Source organism: Amycolatopsis sp. GM8 (assembly GCF_021653975.1).
Classification (GTDB): domain Bacteria; phylum Actinomycetota; class Actinomycetes; order Mycobacteriales; family Pseudonocardiaceae; genus Amycolatopsis_E.
This window is the reverse complement of the sequence record NZ_JAJKFK010000001.1, coordinates 1-18,108: the sequence shown is the minus strand read 5'-3', so window position 1 is coordinate 18,108 and position 18,108 is coordinate 1. Positions and strand designations below refer to the sequence as shown.

Annotated in this window: 16 protein-coding genes; 13 read left to right on the top strand and 3 right to left on the bottom strand. The window is 69.4% G+C overall.

From position 1 onward, the window contains the following. Positions 1-16: 16 nt before the first annotated feature. A complete protein-coding gene (locus tag LOZ83_RS00080; protein ID WP_236787622.1) occupies positions 17-1,306 on the top strand; it encodes an FAD-dependent oxidoreductase in 1,290 nt (429 codons plus the stop codon). Here LOZ83_RS00080 and LOZ83_RS00075 read toward each other — a convergent pair. After that, on the bottom strand, positions 1,279-2,280 hold the full coding sequence (locus LOZ83_RS00075) for an amidohydrolase (protein WP_236787620.1): 1,002 nt from the start codon (positions 2,278-2,280) through the stop codon (positions 1,279-1,281). The two genes, LOZ83_RS00080 and LOZ83_RS00075, sit on opposite strands and share 28 nt — an antisense overlap. 173 nt (positions 2,281-2,453) lie before the next feature. Here LOZ83_RS00075 and LOZ83_RS00070 point away from each other — a divergent pair, with 173 nt between their 5' ends. From LOZ83_RS00070 to LOZ83_RS00045, 6 genes are read left to right on the top strand one after another with little or no spacing between them, the layout of a single operon-like run. Then, positions 2,454-3,959 (top strand): aldehyde dehydrogenase family protein, encoded by a 1,506-nt coding sequence (locus LOZ83_RS00070; protein ID WP_236787619.1) that lies wholly within the window; start codon positions 2,454-2,456, stop codon positions 3,957-3,959. Positions 3,960-3,967: 8 nt separating this feature from the next. Beyond that, entirely contained in the window at positions 3,968-4,660 is a 693-nt protein-coding gene (locus LOZ83_RS00065) for a class II aldolase/adducin family protein (RefSeq protein WP_236787618.1), read from the top strand. Between the two features lie 40 nt (positions 4,661-4,700). Further along, the gene (locus LOZ83_RS00060; protein ID WP_236787617.1) at positions 4,701-5,849 is read left to right on the top strand and encodes an LLM class flavin-dependent oxidoreductase; all 1,149 of its coding nucleotides are present in this window, start codon (positions 4,701-4,703) and stop codon (positions 5,847-5,849) included. Beyond that, positions 5,843-7,420 carry a carboxylesterase/lipase family protein gene (locus tag LOZ83_RS00055; protein ID WP_236787616.1) on the top strand — a complete coding sequence of 526 codons (1,578 nt, stop codon included), beginning with the start codon at positions 5,843-5,845 and terminating at the stop codon, positions 7,418-7,420. The genes LOZ83_RS00060 and LOZ83_RS00055 overlap by 7 nt, the downstream gene beginning before the upstream one ends. Before the next feature lie 29 nt (positions 7,421-7,449). Continuing rightward, positions 7,450-9,150 carry a thiamine pyrophosphate-binding protein gene (locus LOZ83_RS00050; protein WP_236787615.1) on the top strand — a complete coding sequence of 567 codons (1,701 nt, stop codon included), beginning with the start codon at positions 7,450-7,452 and terminating at the stop codon, positions 9,148-9,150. A gap of 28 nt (positions 9,151-9,178) precedes the next feature. Next, positions 9,179-10,318, top strand: a complete 1,140-nt coding sequence (locus LOZ83_RS00045) for an LLM class flavin-dependent oxidoreductase (protein ID WP_236787614.1) — start codon at positions 9,179-9,181, stop codon at positions 10,316-10,318. A 46-nt stretch (positions 10,319-10,364) separates the two neighbouring features. Here the strand turns inward: LOZ83_RS00045 and LOZ83_RS00040 are convergent, their stop codons facing one another. Further along, complete coding sequence (locus LOZ83_RS00040; protein ID WP_236787613.1) at positions 10,365-11,660, bottom strand: MFS transporter; 1,296 nt, start codon at positions 11,658-11,660, stop codon at positions 10,365-10,367. Between the two features lie 78 nt (positions 11,661-11,738). Between LOZ83_RS00040 and LOZ83_RS00035 the strand changes: the two genes are divergently transcribed. Next, a complete protein-coding gene (locus LOZ83_RS00035) occupies positions 11,739-12,482 on the top strand; it encodes an IclR family transcriptional regulator (protein ID WP_236787611.1) in 744 nt (247 codons plus the stop codon). Positions 12,483-12,491: 9 nt separating this feature from the next. Beyond that, entirely contained in the window at positions 12,492-13,271 is a 780-nt protein-coding gene (locus tag LOZ83_RS00030; RefSeq protein ID WP_236787609.1) for an IclR family transcriptional regulator, read from the top strand. Between the two features lie 21 nt (positions 13,272-13,292). On the opposite strand, the gene LOZ83_RS00025 is transcribed toward LOZ83_RS00030, so the two are convergent. Continuing rightward, entirely contained in the window at positions 13,293-14,345 is a 1,053-nt protein-coding gene (locus tag LOZ83_RS00025) for a helix-turn-helix domain-containing protein (RefSeq protein ID WP_236787607.1), read from the bottom strand. Between the two features lie 198 nt (positions 14,346-14,543). Here LOZ83_RS00025 and LOZ83_RS00020 point away from each other — a divergent pair, with 198 nt between their 5' ends. The 4 genes from LOZ83_RS00020 to LOZ83_RS00005 all read left to right on the top strand — a co-directional run. Beyond that, positions 14,544-16,145, top strand: a complete 1,602-nt coding sequence (locus LOZ83_RS00020) for an FAD-dependent monooxygenase (protein ID WP_236787605.1) — start codon at positions 14,544-14,546, stop codon at positions 16,143-16,145. Next, a complete protein-coding gene (locus tag LOZ83_RS00015; protein WP_236787603.1) occupies positions 16,132-16,527 on the top strand; it encodes a RidA family protein in 396 nt (131 codons plus the stop codon). Before LOZ83_RS00020 ends, LOZ83_RS00015 begins: the two co-directional genes overlap by 14 nt. 11 nt (positions 16,528-16,538) lie before the next feature. Next, complete coding sequence (locus tag LOZ83_RS00010; RefSeq protein ID WP_236787601.1) at positions 16,539-17,873, top strand: MFS transporter; 1,335 nt, start codon at positions 16,539-16,541, stop codon at positions 17,871-17,873. A gap of 33 nt (positions 17,874-17,906) precedes the next feature. After that, the coding region (locus LOZ83_RS00005; protein WP_236787599.1) for an alcohol dehydrogenase catalytic domain-containing protein at positions 17,907-18,108 on the top strand (202 nt) is incomplete at its 3' end.

The window sequence follows — 18,108 nt, the reverse complement described above, 5'->3', positions numbered from 1 at the left end:
CACGAGGAGCACGAAAATGAGTGAACCGAGCAGCTCCGGCGCGGGCACGGTGCACGTGCTCGTCGTCGGAGGCGGCATCGGAGGGTTGAGCGCCGCCTACGCGTTGGCGCGCCAGGGACTGCGGGTGCGCGTGCTGGAGCAGGCATCGGAGTTCGGCGAAGTGGGCGCCGGTCTGCAGATCGCCCCGAACGGCACCCGGATCCTCCACGAGTACGGCCTGCTGGACGAGGTGAAGGCCAACGGCGTGCTGCCCGCCAGCATGGTGATGCGCGACGCCGTCGACGGCACCGAGCTGACCCGGCTCGACCTCCGCGACCTCGCGCGCCGCTACGGCGCTCCCTATGTCGTGATCCACCGCAGCGACCTGCATGCGATCTTCCTGCGCGCCTGCCGGGATCTCGGCGTCGACCTCCGCACCGAGCAGCGGGTCACGAGCTACGAGAACACGGCGAACGGCGCGCGGGTGACGCTTGCCGACGGCCGGGTCGAGGAGGCGGAGGTGGTCGTCGCCGCCGATGGCCTGCACTCGGTCGCCCGGCAGTGGCTGGTCCGGGATGAACCGGTCAACTCCGCCTACGTCGCCTACCGGGGCGCGATCCCGATCGCGGAGGTCGATCGGGAGGTGAACCTGGACGAGGTGTCCGTCCACATAGGACCACGTTGCCATTTCGTGCGATACGGGTTGCGCGGCGGCGAAATCCTCAACCAGGTCGCGGTTTTCGAGTCACCGAAAGCGCTTGCCGGCGATGAGAACTGGGGTACCCCCGACGAGCTCGACGCCGCGTTCCTCGCCACCTGCGACGAGGTCCAGGCGGGCATCCCGCTGATGTGGCGCGATCGCTGGTGGCGGATGTTCGACCGGGACCCGATCATGACCTGGGTCGACGGCCGCATCGCGCTGCTCGGCGACGCCGCACACCCGCCTCTGCAGTACCTGGCGCAGGGCGCGGTCATGGCGATCGAGGACGGCTGGGTGCTCGCTCAGCACGTCGCCCGGTCACGACAGACCGGCGGAGTCGACTGGGACGGCGCATTGAGCGCCTATCAAAACGTGCGCCCCGAGCATTGCCGCCGGGTGGTGTTCACGGCCCGCTCCTGGGGGAAGCTGTGGCATCTCGACGGTTTGCCCCGGCGCCAGCGCAATGTGATCCTGCGTGCACGCGACGCCGATGACATGTCGTTCATCGACTGGCTTTACGGTCCGACCGCGCTGGTTCCCGGGGACGAACCCCCAATGTTCGAACCAATTCCGCTGGACTCGGTCGGCATCGAGCTATCTCAGACCTCTTCGAGGTCCAGCCGATAGACCGCGGTCGCGGTGCCGGCGAAAATGGCTCGCCGCTCGTCGTCGGAGCAATGTTCGACGATGCGCTGATAGGCATTGCAGACAATGCGGAAGGAACCGCACCCATCTGTGGGCAGGTTGCTCTCGAACATCACCCTGTCGGCGCCGAAGAGGGCGATGGTCTCCTCGGTATAGGGCCGCCACTCCCCAGCGAGGACTTCGGACCCGACCGGGGGATCGGCACGGAAGGACGGGGAGCCGGACAGAAACGTGCCGAGGCCGCCCATCTTGACGACGACGTTCGGGCAGGTGGCGAGATCGGTCATGGCCTTGCGCCAGGCCGGGAACTCCTCGGTCATCCGCCCCGCGTGGCGCCCGACCCCGAGCGGATTGCCGAGGTGGTTGAGGACGATCGGTGTCTCGGGGAAGGCGCGAGCGAGCGCGGTGACGTCGGGCAGTTGCGGGGCCAGGACGAAGGCGTCGAAGACCAGGCCGAATGGGGCGATCTCGGCGAACCCGGCGCGGAAGGTTTTGTCGCCATATAGGTGCGGCGGGTGATCGAACAGTGCGCCGACGACGGACGGGTCCTCGTCCCACAAAGCGTTGTAGCGGATGCCTTTGAAGCGCCGCGGGGCCGCCACGAGATGAGCTTCGAGGACCTCGCGCACGGCCGCGCCGAGTCTGAGGTCGGCCCAACCGATGATCCCGGCCGCGACCCGCACCGCGCCGGCCGTCGCCGCCTGGCCGTTCATGAACTCCGTCTGCCCGACCGGGCGCAGGTGCTCGGGGCCGGACGCCCGGTACCCGGCGTGTGACTCGACCGCCACGGACGCGATCACGTTGTGCCCATCGGTGACAAGGCCGGCGTAGTCGCCGGCGAGGAGACTGCGTCGAGCCCAGAGGGCGGCCAGCGCGTCGTCGGCCCAGTCGAACAAGTGGTGGTGGGCGTCGATGACCGGGATGTCCGGGTCGACCGGGGGTTCGATCTGGGGCACGGTCTGCTCCTTTGGGGCGGCGGAAGTTATGTCTAAGCACAGTCCGCCCAGCAGACGGAAACGTTCTTCTGTGAAGAATCATCTTGTCGGTTCGTCTCCGGAGCCATGAGTCTCAAGCAAGCGGTTCCGCCCGTCTACCAGGCCGAACCGACCCACGACGAAGGAGCCAGGCGATGAACGCCGCGGGAGTGCCAACGGAGGCCTTGCCGGACACGGGAACGCACGCGGGGCATCTCGCGGTCCGCGATCGGCCCTGGCATCTCCTGATCGACGGTGAGTTGCGGGCGGCCGAGGGCGGCCGGACCTACCAGCGGATCAGCCCGTACCTCGGCGAGCCGATCGCCACGGTCCCCGACGCCACCGTGTCCGATGCCGACGCCGCCGTGGCCGCCGCCGCACGGGCACGCCGGGAGTGGCGGCTCACACCCGCGCCACAACGCGCGGCCGCCGTGTCGAAAGCGGCCCAGATCATCGAGGAACACGGTGACGAACTAGCCGTCCTCGACACGATCGACGCGGGATCGCCGCTGGCCAACTCGAAGCTCGACGTCCAGATCACGCTGGCGCAGGCCCGGTTGTTCGCGGGTCTCGCACTGGAGATGAAGGGCGACACCATCCCGGCCAGCGCCGGGCTGCACCTCACCGTGCGCGAGCCGGTCGGGGTGGTGGTGCGCATCGTGCCGTTCAACCACCCGCTGATGTTCGCCGGCAAGATCTTCGCGCCGCTGGTGGCGGGGAACCCGACGATCCTCAAGCCGCCCGAGGTGGCGCCGCTCTCGGCGCTGCGCCTCGGCGAGCTGCTGCGGGATGTCTTCCCGCCCGGCGTGCTGGGCGTCGTCGTCGGGGACGGTCCGGCCGTCCCGGACCGCCTGGTTCGCCATCCGGACGTGCGCCGGATCGGCTTCATCGGCTCCGAGCGCACCGGCATGGCGATCCAGCGCGCCGCGGCCGAGTCCGGGATCAAGCAGGTCAGCCTCGAACTCGGCGGCAAGAACGCCATGGTCGTGTTCGCCGACGCCGATCTCGACCAGGCGGCCGACGCCGCGATCCGCGGCATGAACTTCACCTGGTCCGGCCAGTCCTGCGGGTCGAACTCCCGGTTGCTGGTGCAGCGGTCCGTGCACGACGAGCTCGTCGAGCGGATCGCGGCGCGCCTGCGAGACCACCGCCTCGGCGATCCCCTGGACCCGGCCTCGGCGCAGGGCACGATGATCAGCCGGGCGCAGTACGACAAGGTGCTGGGCTACCTCGACACCGCTCGCCGCGAGGGAGCCCACGTGGTCACCGGTGGCGGGCACCCCGAAGGTCCGGAGTTCGCGCGCGGCCTCTTCATCGCCCCCACCGTCCTGACCGGCGTGCGCGAGGACCACACCGTCGCTCGCGAGGAGATCTTCGGACCGGTGCTCTCCGTCCTGCCGTTCGAGACGGAGGAGGACGCGGTCCGGATCGCCAACGACTCCACCTACGGCCTGACCGCGGCCGTGTGGACCCGCGACATCAGCAGGGCGCTGCGCATGGCCCGGGAGCTCGAAGCCGGTTTCACCTGGGTGAACGACTCGTCCAAGCACTTCCCCAACGTCCCCTATGGCGGCGTCAAGGCCTCCGGATTGGGGCGCGAGGAGAGTCTCGAAGAACTCCTCAGCTACACCGAGCTCAAATCGATCAACATCTCGTACTGAGGGACAGCATGCCGATTACAGAAGACATCCGCGGGCTCGTTTCGCTCGCGTCGCGCATCCTCGGCCAGGCCGATCAGGGCGACTTCATCTGGGGCCACGCCTCCGCCCGCGACTCCGACGGCCGCGGGGTGTGGATCAAGCAGAGCGGCCTCGGCCTCGCCGAGGTCACCCCGGACCGCGTGCACCTCGTCTCGCCCGAGGGGGAGGTGCTGGCAGGCGAGGGACCGCGACACCTGGAGTTCCCGATCCACACCGAGATCATGCTCGCGCGGCCGGACGTCGGCGGCGTCGTGCACGCCCATTCCCCGCACGCGGTCGCGCTCGCCGCGGCGGGCGTCGAGCTGCGCCCGGTCAGCCACGCGGCGACGTACTTCGTCCCGCCCAGCGTGCCGCGCTTCACCGAGACCACGGACCTGATCATCACCCCGGAGCTCGGCCGGTCCGTGGCCAAGACGCTCGGCGACGGGTCCGCGGTGTTCCTGGTGAACCACGGGCTCGTGACGGTGGGGCCGGATCTGCAGACGGCGACCTTCGCGGCGTTGCTGCTGGAGACCGCCGCCGAACAGATGCTCCGGACCATCGCCTATCGCGGTGAGCCGGTCTGGACCAATGACGACGAGGCGCTGATCAAGCGCGAGCACATCTACAACGACGCCGCGGTGCACACCGCTTGGGACTACCTGGTCCGGCAGTTGCCCTGACCGGGGCTTCACCTCCACCCCGCTGAACAAGGACGTTCATGTGAAAACACGCGTGCCCGACCCGAACCTGCTGAGCTTCTCCTACTTCTTCCCGACCGGCCAGACCGACCACATCTGGTCCGACGAGGCGGCCGCGGCCACCCCGAAGCTGGACCGGAACGTGTTCCTCGAGATGGCCCGGGCGGCCGAGGACGCCGGCTTCGACTCGGTGTTCATCGCCGACACGTGGTCGGGGCACCAGCGGGTCGCCGAGCGGTACGGCCATCAGTCGCCGAAGTTCCAGGCACCGCTCTTGGCCATGGGACTCTTCGCCGTCACCGAGCACCTCGGGGTGATCACGACGGTGCACACGAGCCATCACAAGCCCGCCCACGTCGCCCGGATGGGCGCCACCTTGGACGCGTTCAGCGGGGGCCGGTGGGGCTGGAACGTCGTCACCGGCTTCGGCGACGCCGAGGCCCGGCTCTTCGGCGAAGCGGGGATGGCCGCCCATGACGACCGCTACGCCGTCGCCGCGGAGTTCGTCGACGTGGTCAAGCGGTTCTGGACCGAGGACGACCCGATCGAGCATCGCGGGCGGTACTTCACCGCCGAGGGCCGGATCAAGGCGCCGCGGCCGGTGCAGCAGCCGACCCCGCTGCTGGTCAGCGCCGGTGCCTCGGCCGCGGGCATGGCCTTCGCCGCGAACCACTGCGACCAGTTGGTCGTCGCCGGAAACACGGTCGAGAAGATCCGGGCCGTCGATGACCGGCTGGAGAACCTGCTGGCGGCGAGCGGCCGGACCGTGACCACCGCGCCGTTCGCCATCGCGATCGTCCGCGACGGCGAGGGCGAGGCCGAGGAGGAGTACGAGCGACTCACCCGGACCCTGAACGTGCACGCCACGATGGAACTCGCCGCCGACATCCTCGGCGGAGTCGAATCGATCAAAGAGGCGCTCGCGGGTGAGGAGCCCCAGGAGGCCGCGAAGGCGTGGGGGAGCGGCCGCGGCATCCTCAAGCTGTTCGGCGACGCCGAGCAGGTCGCCGGACAGCTGGTCGAGCTGAAGAAGCAGACCTCGACCGCCAACATCCTGATCAACTTCCCGCTCTGGAACCCCGGCGAGGTCCGTCGCTTCCGCTCCGTGCTCGACCACTGCCGGGACGCCGGGATCTGGGTCCCGCCGAGCGAGCGGAGCTTCTCGTGGTGAACATCGAGACCACCCCTGTAGTCACGGTCGAGACCGGTGACCTTGAAGGTCTCCCCAAGCCCAGCGGTGTGCGCGCGTTTCTCGGCGTCCCGTACGCGGCGCCGCCGGTCGGCGCGCTGCGCTGGCGCCCGCCGCAACCGGCCGAGCCCTGGACGGGCCGCCGCGCCGCGCAGGAGTTCGGACCCGCGAGCCAGCAGTTCCCGCCGCCGGCCAACTCGCTCTACTACGGCGGCGAGACCCGGTTCAGCGAGGATTGCTTGTACCTCAACGTCTGGACCGGTCCGGAGGGACAGACCGGCCGGCCGGTGATGGTATGGCTGCACTTCGGCGCCTACCAGCTCGGCTCAGCCGGCAACCCGATGTACGACGGCGCGGCGCTCGCGGCGGAGGGCGTCACCGTCGTCTCGGTCAACCACCGTCTCGGCCGTCTCGGTTTTCTGGCCCATCCCGATCTCACCGCGGAGTCCGGTTACGGGGGGTCCGGCAACTACGGTCTGATGGACCAGATCGCGGCCCTGCAATGGGTTCAGCGCAACGTCGCCGCGTTCGGTGGTGACGCTGAGAACGTGACCCTGTTCGGGGTTTCGGCCGGCGGGCACAGCGTGCACAATCTGCGCTGTTCCCCGCTCAGCGCCGGGCTTTTCCACAAGGTGATCGCGCAGAGCGCACCCGGGGTCGCGCCCGCGCTCGACGGCTTCGGTCATCCGGCGAACCCGTCTACGTTGGCGGCGGGGGAGCAGGCCGGGGTCGAGGTTGCCCGGCTGCTCGGAGTGTCGTCGATCGAGGAGATGCGCGGGCTGCCCGCGGAGCAGATCATGGCCGCGCCGCTGCCCAGGACCGAGGGGCCGTGGTCGTTCGCCCTGTTCCCCGGTGCGACCATCAGTCTGCACATCTTCGACTCCGGCTACCCGGTGATCGACGGTCACGTGCTGCCCCGCGACCCACTTTCGGCCTTCCTCGCGGGCGAGGTCGCGGACGTGCCGATGATCGCGGGCAACGCGGGCAACGAGGCCTCCGGGCTGCCCTATCTCGATACGCTCGGCGCCTACCGGGACTACGTCGGGGAAACGTTCGGCGAGCGCGCCGCGGAGGTCCTGGCGCTGTACCCGGCCGCCACCGACGAGCAGGCCCGCCAGGCGAGCTGGGACCTGATCGCCGACCAGGTCTTCGTCTGGTCCACGTGGACCGCCGCCCGGATCCAGAGCAGCCGGCTGAGCGCACCCGCCTGGTACTACCGATTCCTGCGCAGGCCACCCATTCCGTCCGATGCCGATCTCGTCGAACGTGATTTCGCGGGCGCGTTCCACGGCGGGGAAGTGCCCTATGTCTTCGGCACGTTCGACGCGTGGAAATGGGACTGGACCGATGAGGATCGGGCGCTCTCCGCGGCGCTGATGCATGCCTGGGTCGACTTCGCTCGCGATGGTGACCCCGGCGCCTGGCCCGCACTCGGCGATGGCGCCTTGCCGGTCATGGCGTGGGACGTGGAGCCGGACGTCGGGGACCACGTGCCGGATCCGGCACGGATGGCCTTCTGGGACCGCTACCACGGGGTGGCGGACGAGCTTTGACGACAGACGTGAACGAGGAAGGATCGGGCATGGAACCAGTCGAGGTCGATGGGGCGGAGCTGCTGGTCCGCACGCTCGTGCGGATGGGCGTCAAGGACGCCTTCAACATCGTCGGGCTCGGCCTGTTCCCGCTGGCCGAGGCCTTCTACCGGCATCGCGACGAGGTGCGCTACATCTCCGCGCTCAACGAGACGAACCTGGGGCTGATCGCCGCCGGGTACGCGCGGGCCAACCGGTCGGCCGCGTTCGTGAACGTGTACCACGCCTCGGGCACCGGGCTCGGGATGATGGCGCTGACCACGGCGTGGGCGGACAGCGTGCCGCTGGTGTTCACCAGCACCACGTCCAGCCGCGGCCTCGCCGGGCGTGACCAGTACGCCGCCGTGCCGCGCGCGGTGACCGAGATGAGCGAGCAGTTCACCAAGTGGAGCTGCGAAATCCCGTCGGCCGAGCGGATCCCGGAACTGGTCGAGCGGGCCTTCCAGATCGCCAACACCCCGCCGTACGGCCCGGTCCACCTCGCGTTCCCGATGGACGTGTGGCTGGAGCACACAATGGACACCGCGCCAGTCCGTCGGACCGAGGTGCTCGCGGACTTCACCGCCGCACCCGAGGCGCTCGCCCGGCTGGCCGAGCTCCTGCGCACGAGCGAGCGCCCGCTGCTCGTGGCAGGCAGCGAGGTCGAGCGCTACGGCGCAGTGGGCGCGGCGGTGGCGCTGGCCGAAACGCTCGGCGCCACCGTCGTCAGTGAGGACAAGATCGCCGACCTCGGCTTCCCCACGGTGCACCCGCAGTTCGCGGGCAAGCTGAGCGCGAACCGTGCCCTCGTCGACGAATCCGATCTCGTGCTGCTCCTCGGGGTGGAGCTGACCGAGTCGGGGCTGACCCGGCCCGTCGGCTTCGGCGACGCGACCGTCGTCGTGCTCAGCCCCGACCCGATGATGCTGACCCGGCAGATCCGGCCCGATCTGGCTGTGCTCGGCACACCACGGCCCACGCTCGAAGCGGTCCTGCGCGAACTCGGCCCGGTGCCCGCCGCCCGTCGCGATGCCCGGCTTGCCACGGCTCAGGAACTCCACCGCGCGCGGGACGCCCACAACGCCGAGGTACGCGCCATCCGGTTCGACGACGACGAGCTGGCCATCGGGCGGATCGTCACCGAGATCCAGGAGTCCATGCCCGAGGGCACGATCGTGGTCAACCATTGCGCCTCGGGCGAGCCGTTCGTCGAAGACCTGCTCCCTATCGCCGACACCAGCACGTTCTTCGGTATCTCCGGCAAGGCCAGCGCCCAGGGCTGGGGCGGTCCCGCGTCCATCGGCATCCAGCTGGCCCGCCCGGACCGCCGGGTGGTGGCCGTACTCGGCGACGGCGGCTTCATGTTCTCGTCCACCGCGATCTACGCCGCGGCGCAATTCGAGGTCCCGGTCGTGTTCGTCATCCTCAACAACGGCGGCTGGCGCGACATCGGCGCGCTGGCCACGGTGGTGAAGTCACCGCTGGTCGACGCGGAGTCGGTGATGGGCTGGACCTTCGACCAGCCCGCCATCGACCACGCCGGCTTCGCCGCCAGCCTCGGACTCGACAGCCACCGGGTCGCCACCCCGGCCGAACTCCGCAAGGCGCTCGACAAGGCCTTCGTGAGCCCGAAGCCGACCCTCATCGAGGTCATGAACTCGCCCGAGGACGCCCACGAGTTCTCCCGCGTCTTCACCCAGTCGTCCGACTGACGACCCGCTCTGGAGAGGAGCCACCCCCATGGCACAACCGGCTGCCGACCGGCTATCGATCGGCTACTTCTTCCCCGCGGGCCAGACCAATCACGTCTGGTCCGACGAGGCCGCCCGGCGCACACCGCGGCTCAACCGGGACAACCTGCTCGAGCTGGCCACGACCGCGGAGGAGGTCGGCTTCGACTCGCTGTTCATCGCCGACAACTGGTCCGGTCACCAGCGGGCCGCCGAGCTCGCCGGACACCAATCGCCGGCCTTCCACGCTCCGCTGCTCGCGATGGGCATCTTCGCGGTGACCCAGCGGATCGGGGTGATCTCCACGTTCCACACGACGCACCACAAGCCCGCCCACGTCGCCCGGATGGGCGCGACGCTCGACGCGTTCAGTTCCGGACGCTGGGGGTGGAACGTCGTGACCGGGTTCAGCGACGCGGAAGCGGCGTTGTTCGGCGAGGAGTTCGTCGAGCACGACGAGCGCTACGCCATGGCCGCCGAGTTCGTGGACGTGGTCCAGCGGCTGTGGGCCGAGCACGAGCCGATCGACCACGATGGGCGCTACTACCGTGCGAAGGGCCGGATCAAGGCGCCTCGCCCGGCCAGCACGCCGCGCCCGCGGCTGGTCAGCGCGGGCGCTTCCGAGGCCGGCACCGCGTTCGCGGCGACCTGGTGTGACGAGCTCGTGACGCTCGCCAAGGACGAGGACGCGCTCCGTTCGGTTGGTGACCGGCTGGGCGCTCTCACCGCGGGCAACGGGCGCGATGTGTCGGTCACCCCGTTCGCGATCGCCCTGGTCCGGGACGGTGAGGGTGAGGCGGAGGAGGAGTACGCCCGGCTGCTGGAGTCGCTCAATCCGCAGGCGGCCTGGGAGATCGCCGGGGACATCCTCGGTTCGATCGAGACCGCTCGGGCGATGTTCGACAAACTGGGCGAGGACAAGGCAGTTCGGGCGCTTGGAAGTGGGGAGGCCATGCTCCAGCTCGTCGGGACCCCGGAGCAGGTCGCCGAGCGACTGATCCGGCTCACCGGGGACATCGGCACGCGGAACATCCTGATCAACTTCCCACTCTGGAGCCCGGCCGAGCTACGCGGCTTCTCCGCGGTCCTGGACCTCCTCGCCGAGGCGGGCGTATGGACCCGACCGGACGCGGACGCCAAGCCTTGGTGAGCTGATTGTCCGGCGCTCCCCAGGGAGCGCCGGACAATCACTCCGGCTACCGGTCCGTGCGGGTACCGATGCGTGGCAGCGCCAGACCCGCGATCAGGGTGATGATCGCGACGGCGGCGATGTAGAACGCGGGCGAGATCGTGAGCCCGGTGGTCTGGACCAGAAGGGTGGCCGCATAGCCGCCGGAACCACCGAAGGCCGCTACCGAGATCGCCGAGGCGATCGACACCAGCGCGCCCCTATTGCGGGTGCCGAACAGTTCGCTGATCGTCGCCGTCCCGGCGCCGGCGATGGCACTGGTGGGAAGGGCGAAGACGATCTGCGCCAGGACGAGCGTCCCGAACGACGGCGCGGTGACCACCAGCCACAGCAGCGGGACAGGGAGCACGATGAAGCTCAGCGCGGCGCCCACAATGAGCGGCTTGCGGCCGATCCTGTCCGACAGGTGACCGGCGACCGGGATCAGCGCGACGGCGACGATGCAGCCGACGGCGGTCGCCCACAGCGCCGTGGTCGGGGAGATATGGGCGAACGTGGTCGCGAACGTCGGCATGTAGTTGATGGTGACGAACGAGGTCACCGCCCAGAGGGCGACGATGCCCATCGCGAGGAAGAAACCCTTGACCGGCCTCGTCCGGCTCCCGGCCGGCGCCTCCCCGGCACCCCCGAGGCGCTCGAACTCCGGCGTCTCGCCGACCCTGCGGCGCAGAATCAGGACTACGATGGCGAGCAGCGCGCCGAGCAGGAACGGCACGCGCCAGGCCCAGGCCTTGACGTCGGCGGGTCCCGCCACGGACGTCAGGGTCGCTACGACGAACAGGCCGAGCAGCAGACCACCGTACGTGCCGACCTGATGGAAGCTGCCGAAGAACCCGCGGCGGCCGGGGCTCGCCCACTCCGTCAGAAAGACCGCCGCGCTCCCGAACTCTCCGCCGGCCGAGAACCCCTGCAGCAGGCGTCCGACCAGGATGAGCGCGGGTGCGGCGGTGCCGATGGCCGCGTGGGTCGGACTCAGCCCGATGACGAGCGATCCGGCTGCCATCAACAGCATTGACAGCAGCATGACGAATTTCCGGCCACGGCGATCGGCCACGGGCCCGAGCACCAGTGCACCGACAGGCCTCGCGACGAAACCGACCGCGAAAACCGCGAAACTGGCGAGAAGAGCAGCGGCCGGGTCGTGCCCGGGGAAGAAATTGGCGCCGATAGCCGCCGCCAGGAATCCATAAACGGTGAAGTCGTACCACTCCATCACATTGCCCAGCGTGCCGAGCACGGCTGATCGTGCTCGGGCCCGGGCGGGCGGCGCGGCCAATGAATGCACGGGGGACGGGCTCGACATCGAGGCTCCTCCTTCTCCGGTGAAGGTCAGTGCGGAACGCTACGGCTATTTCTGCCAGTCGGCAGATATAGTTCTGCTATGAAGAACAAGCCGGCGTATGGCATCGACTCCGTCGACCACGCGCTGCATTTGGCGACACTCCTGCAGCAGGAGGGGCCACTCCGGGTCACCGAGGCGGCGCAGCGGCTCGGTGTCGCCCGGTCGACGGCGCACCGGCTGCTGGCGATGCTGGTGTACCGCGACTTCGCCGAACAGGACGCCGACCGCAGGTACTGCGCCGGGCCCATCCTCCGGCGACCGGTTTTCGGGGAGCCGCTCGCCGATCTGCGCCGGATCGCGTTGCCACACCTGCAAAGTCTCACCGCGCGCACCGGCGAGACCAGCAACCTGCAGGTGGTCGTGGGAGATCAGGTCAGGTTCGCGGCATCGGTGGAATGCGATCAGGTCCTGCGGGTGGGAGACCGTGAGGGGCGGCTACTCCCAGCGCATCTCGCGTCCGGCGGTCGAAGCGTACTGGCCACAATGGACGAAGAGGACGTCCTTGCGCTCTATCCGGATCCGGATGACTCGATCGATCTTGATGCACTGGTGCGAGACCTGAGACGGGTGCGCCGGCAGGGTTTCGCGGTGAACGATCAGAAGACCGAGGTCGGGGTGACGGCCATCGGCTGTGCGGTGCGCGGCCGGCCGGGAGCGGTCACCGCCGCGATCTCCATCGCTATGCCCACGGTGCGCTACCGGCGCGATCACCTGCCCGAATGGGTCGCCCAGATCACCTCCACCGCCGAGCGGATCGCCAAGGAGTGGCAGTCCGTGGGCTAGGCTCGGCAAGTGCGGACAGACGATGGCGCTGGGCCGGTGCCGCGATACCCCATCGAGTCGGTCGACCGGACACTTCAGCTGATCCGTTTACTCGCCGAGCGACGCGAAGTGAAGCTGTCCGATGTGCGGGCCCACTTGGAGATCGGACAGTCGACCGCACACCGGCTCCTCGCGATGCTCGTCTACCGGGGCTTCGCGGTGCAGGACCCGGCCACCCGCAGCTACCACCCGGGACCGACGTTCGCCGAGATCGGCCGCGCCGCCGGCCAGAGCCTGGACCTGATGCGCGTCGTCCGCCCCGTGCTCACCCTGCTCGCGCAGGAGTGCGGCGAGACCGTGCACCTCGGAAAGCTCGTGCGCACCGACGTTCACTATCTCGACGTGATCGAGAGCGCCTCCACACTTCGGGTGACCGGCCGGGTCGGCCAAACCCGGCCCGCGCACGCCACCAGTATCGGCAAGGCCATGCTCGCCACGGCCACCGATCAGCAGATCCGCAAGCTCTATCCCGGCGGGGAACTCGCCGCGCAAACCTCTCGCACCGTGACGAATCTTGACGCGCTGCTCGCCGAACTCGCCGGCGCCCGGGCCCGCGGCCATGGTCGCAACCGTGGCGAGACGGAGCCCGGAGTGTGCTCGGTCGGCATCGCCCTGGTCCACCCTGTCCGCGGTCTGGTCGGCGGCCTCAGCGTGGCCGCCCCGGAGGCACGCTGGAGCGCCGCGATCGAAAAAAAGCACGTAGCGGCCCTCCGGGTCGCGGCCGATCAGGTCATCGCCGCGATGACGTGACGCCGCGGGGCCATCGGGTGGTCATACCTGGTGGTAGCGGCGTAGTCGCTGATAGAGCGTGCCGCGGGAAATACCGAGGCGAGCGGCGGCTTCCGACTTGTTCCCATCACATTGGGCGAGCGTGTCGGTGATCACCCGCAGCTCGGCCTGCTCCAGCGGGCCGAGTCCGCCGGCGAAACCGGGACCTGGCGCGCTCGTCCCCGATTCGGAGGTCGAACCGCGTGTGAGCACGAGCACGACACCATCGTCGAGCCGGCCACGAGTGACCGGATAGAAGCGCGCCCGCAGACTGCCGGCCAGCACGATCTCGGTGGCCGACGGGCCCGCCTCCACCACCGCGGCCCACAGGGCCGCCCTGTCCAGGCCCAGTTCCGCGGCGTCGTCTTCGATGATCATCGTCCGGCGGTCGATGGTGACGACCGGCGCCGTCGACGCCGACCGGAACGACAGGTGCGCGTCGAGCATCCGCCGCTGGCGTGCGGTCGCGGCGTCGCGCAACGCGCCGGCCACTCCGTCGACCAGGGCCCGGACGGCGACGAGCAGCAGGCTGTTCGCGTCCTCGGCGCGGCACGCGACGTTCACCATTCCCGCGACGCGCCGGGTGATCGGATGGATGACCGGTGCGGCGACGCAGGCCCACGGGTGCCAGAGCTGTTTGTAGTGTTCGGCGCCGATCACGAGCGAGGGCCGGTGCGTCGTCGCGGCGATCCCGATGCCGTTGGTGCCGGCGCTCTGCTCCGCGACCTGGGAACCGGGCTCGAACTCGATCCGGTCCAGGTCGCGGGTGAGGGTGCGTTCGGACTCCCAGCGCCAGGTCACGGTGCCGTCCGTCGCGGAGAGCGCCAGCGAGGTGGAACTGCCGGTCAGCAGGTCGGCCATGCCCAGCAGCACCGGCGCGGCGGTGCGGACGAACGGTGACTTGAGGTCGACCTCGCTGTGCGTCAGGTCGAGCCGGTCCGGATCGACGCCGCTGCTGCGGGAGCGGCGCCACGAAGCGCCGATCTCCGGCCGGATCGGGGCGTGCGCGCCGGATTGGAACCGCTCCCACGCGAGCCGGGTCTTCGTCGGCTCCATCGCACCTCCGCATCGCCGCCGAGCGCTCATCGTAACCACAGACCCGCTGGAAACCCCTTTTCGCTGTGTAAATTTTGCACACCCCTCTCGACCGCCGGGGTGGTTGTGCCGCACCGTTCTTGCTGCGGTCACGGACCCGGCGACTTCCCTTGCGCCACCACGGTTTCGGCCGCCACCTGTGCTGAAAGGAAGGTCCTGATGGTCGAGGTTCCCGTGCTCATTGTGGGCGGCGGCCCGGTCGGCATGAGCCTGGCCGTGCTGCTGGACCGGTTCGGCGTGGAAAGCCTGCTCGTCGAACGGCGGCCCGCCACGACCACGCATCCGAAGGCGCGAGGGTGCCACCCCCGGACGATGGAGCTGTTCCGGCTGTGGGGAATCGAAGACCGGGTGCGCCGGGCCGGCCTGGCGCAGGAGGCGGACGTGGCCTGCTGGTGCGAGAGCCTCAATGGACCCCTCGTGGCGTACACCGATCCCGCGCCGAGCCTGCACACCCCGGCGCCCCGGTCGATCGTCCCTCAGGACGCGGTGGAGGAAGCCCTCGACGACGCGCTGGCGACCCGGCCACGGGCACAGGTGCGCCGGTCCGCCGAACTCGTGTCGATCGCCCAGGACGCCGGTGGCGTGACGGCGCGGGTGCGGTGGGTGTCCGGCGGGGAGGAGTTCGAGGTCCGCGCGCAGTACCTGGTCGGGTGCGATGGGGCGAACAGCGCGGTGCGCGACGCAGTCGGGATCGTGATGGACGGCCCGGAAACCCTGGAGCTGATGGCGAACCACTACTACCGCGCCGACCTGGGGCACCTGCCGCACGTGCGGAGCGCGATCGGGTTCCTGGTCCGGCCGCCCGACCCCAGCCTGCCCGAGGTGAACGTGCTGACCACCGGCCCGGACGGGGACCGGTGGCTCGCGGTGCAGAAGCTGCGGGAGGGCGAGGAGCCGCTGTCGGAGGAGCGCCTGATCGAAATGGTGCGCGAGCAGTGGGAGCTGCCCGATCTGGAGGTCGAGCGGATCAATGTGATGACGTGGCGGATGAGCGCCCAGGTCGCGCAGCGGTTCCGGGCGGGAAGGGTGTTCCTCGCCGGGGACGCCGCCCACCGGTTTCCCACGGCCGGCGGCAATGGCCTGAACTCCGGGGTCCAGGACGTGCACAATCTCGCCTGGAAGATCGTGTCGGTGCTCTCCGGCGCGGCCGATGACGCCCTGCTCGACACCTACGAGTCGGAACGTCGCCCGGTCGCACAGTCCAATACGGACTTCGCCGTGCGCAACCAGCAGCGGCTGGACAAAATGACCGTCGCGTTCCGCAATCGCGAAAAAGAACCGGAGCGCTGGCGAGAACTGCTCGTCGAGCAGAACAAGCAGCTGCACAGCGACGGCCACACCCTGGGATACATCTACGCGAACGGCGCCATTGTCGACGACGGATCCCTGATACCGCCGTACGATTCGGAGCACTACTGGCCGACCGACCGCCCCGGGGCGCGGTTCCCGCATTTCTGGATCGACGTCGAGAAGACCGAGTCGAGCATCGACTGGTTCGACACCGCCTTCGTGCTCGTCTGCGGACCGGAGGCGGAGGCGTGGGAGCAGGCCGGCAAGGATCTGGCTGCGGCGGCCGCCTTTCCCCTGCAGGTCAAACGACTGCCGCACCTGCTCGGGCCAGTGTCCATCGGCCGGGAGGGCACCGCCCTCGTGCGCCCCGACGGACACGTCGCCTGGCGGTCCCGGCAAGCCGGGGAGAGCGGCGAACTGTCGCTGGCCTTCGATCGAGTACTCGCCGGGGGCACCCTTGCCCACCTATGAAAACCCGGCTGGGATCGGGACGCCATTCAGCGCTTATTCACATGTGGCACGCGCGGGAGAGATGATTTGCGTCGCGGGCCAATGTGGAATCGTCGAAGACAATTCCGTCGCGGGGCCGGACGTGGCGACTCAGACGATTCGTGCCTACGAGAACATCCGTATCATCCTCGAATCGCAGGGTGCCTCATTGGGCGACGTCGTCCGGTTCGTCAGCTACCTGACCACCCGCGACGACGTCAGCGATTTCTATGCCGCTCGCGACGAATACTTCGCCGCGCACTACCCCGGCGGGGGATACCCGCCGAACACGCTGCTGATCGTCGCGGGCCTCGTGCGTGCGGACCTGCTGGTCGAGATCGATGCCACCGCGTATCGCCAATAAGGAGGACAGCCATGTCGGTTCGTGATGCGATCGACCGCTCCGGAATGAGCCGGTTCCAGGTCACCGTTGTCGTGCTCTGCCTCGTCATCAACCTCGTCGAGGGCTTCGACGTCCTGGTGATGTCGTTCGCGGCGCCGGGCGTGGCGCACGACTGGTCCCTGTCGGACTCGCAGGTGGGCGTGCTGCTCAGCAGCGGGCTCGTGGGGATGGCGGTCGGCTCGGCGGTGCTGGCCCCGTTGGCCGACCGCATCGGCAGGCGGCCGCTCACCTTGATCTGCCTGATCATGTGCACCATCGGGATGACGGTGGCCGGCTTCAGCAACGGTTTCGCGATGCTCGCCGGAGCTCGCGCCTGGACCGGCCTCGGGATCGGGGGAATGGTGGCGGGCCTGCCCGTGGTCATCACCGAGTACTCGCCGCGGCGCCTGCGTGGCACGATGATCGCGCTCTACGGCACGGGACTGCCGATCGGCGGGGTGCTGGGCGGCGCGGTCGCGACACTCGTGCTCGCCCAATACGGCTGGCGCGGCACCTTCTTCGTCGGCGCGGCGCTCACATTGATCATGGTGCTCGCGGTGGCCGTGGCAATGCCGGAATCGCTGGACTACCTGATCACCCGCCGGCCGCAGGGGGCGCTGAGCAGGGTCAACGCGCTGCTGGCCCGGATGCGGTTGCAGGGTGTCGACATCCTGCCCGAGCCGGATCCCGGCGAAGTCCGGGTGCGGGTGACGCGGTTGCTGACCAGCGACGCGGTGCGCACCGTCCTGCTTTGGCTGTCCTACTTCGTCATGATGGCCGGGTTCTACTTCGCCGCGAGCTGGACACCACTTCTGTTGCAGCAGAGCGGTTTTTCGGCGGGTGAAGGCACCAATGCGGGTCTCCTGCTCAATCTCGGTGGTATAGCGGGCACCCTGCTGTTCAGTGCGCTCGCGCTCAAGGTGTCGCTGCGCGTGCTGACCGTGTTGTGCTTCCTGGCCGCGGGAGTGTCGTTCCTCGCGATGAGCCTGTTCCTCAGTGCGATCGCCGCCGCGCTGGCCGCCGCGGTCGCGGTCGGGATGTTCATCAACGCCAGCGGCAACGGGCTCAACGCGCTCGCGCCCGGCATGTACCCCACTTCCGTGCGTGCCACGGGCGTCGGGTGGGCGATGGCCGTGGGCCGGGTCGGTGCCCTGACGGCGCCGGCGCTGGCCGGTTTGCTGCTCGACCACTCGTGGTCGCCACGATCCCTGTTCGGGCTGCTCGTGGCTCCCCTGGTCGTGGCCGCGGTCGCGGTCTTCGCGGCCACCACGTCCCGGCGGTCGTCGCGGTCGGTCACGACGACCGGAAAACCCGTTCCGCTGCCCTGATCCTTCCACCATCGTCACCCGCGAGGAGAGCCAATGAAGGCCGTACGCCTGCACGATTACCACAAGCAGCCCGTCGTCGAGGAGGTGCCGGAGCCTCGCCTGTCCGGACCGCTGGATGTGATCGTGCGCGTCGGCGGTGCCGGTGTCTGCCGCACCGACCTGCACATCATCGAGGGGCAGTGGGCCGCGGCGATGAACCCGCGGCTGCCCTACACCTTGGGGCACGAGAACGCCG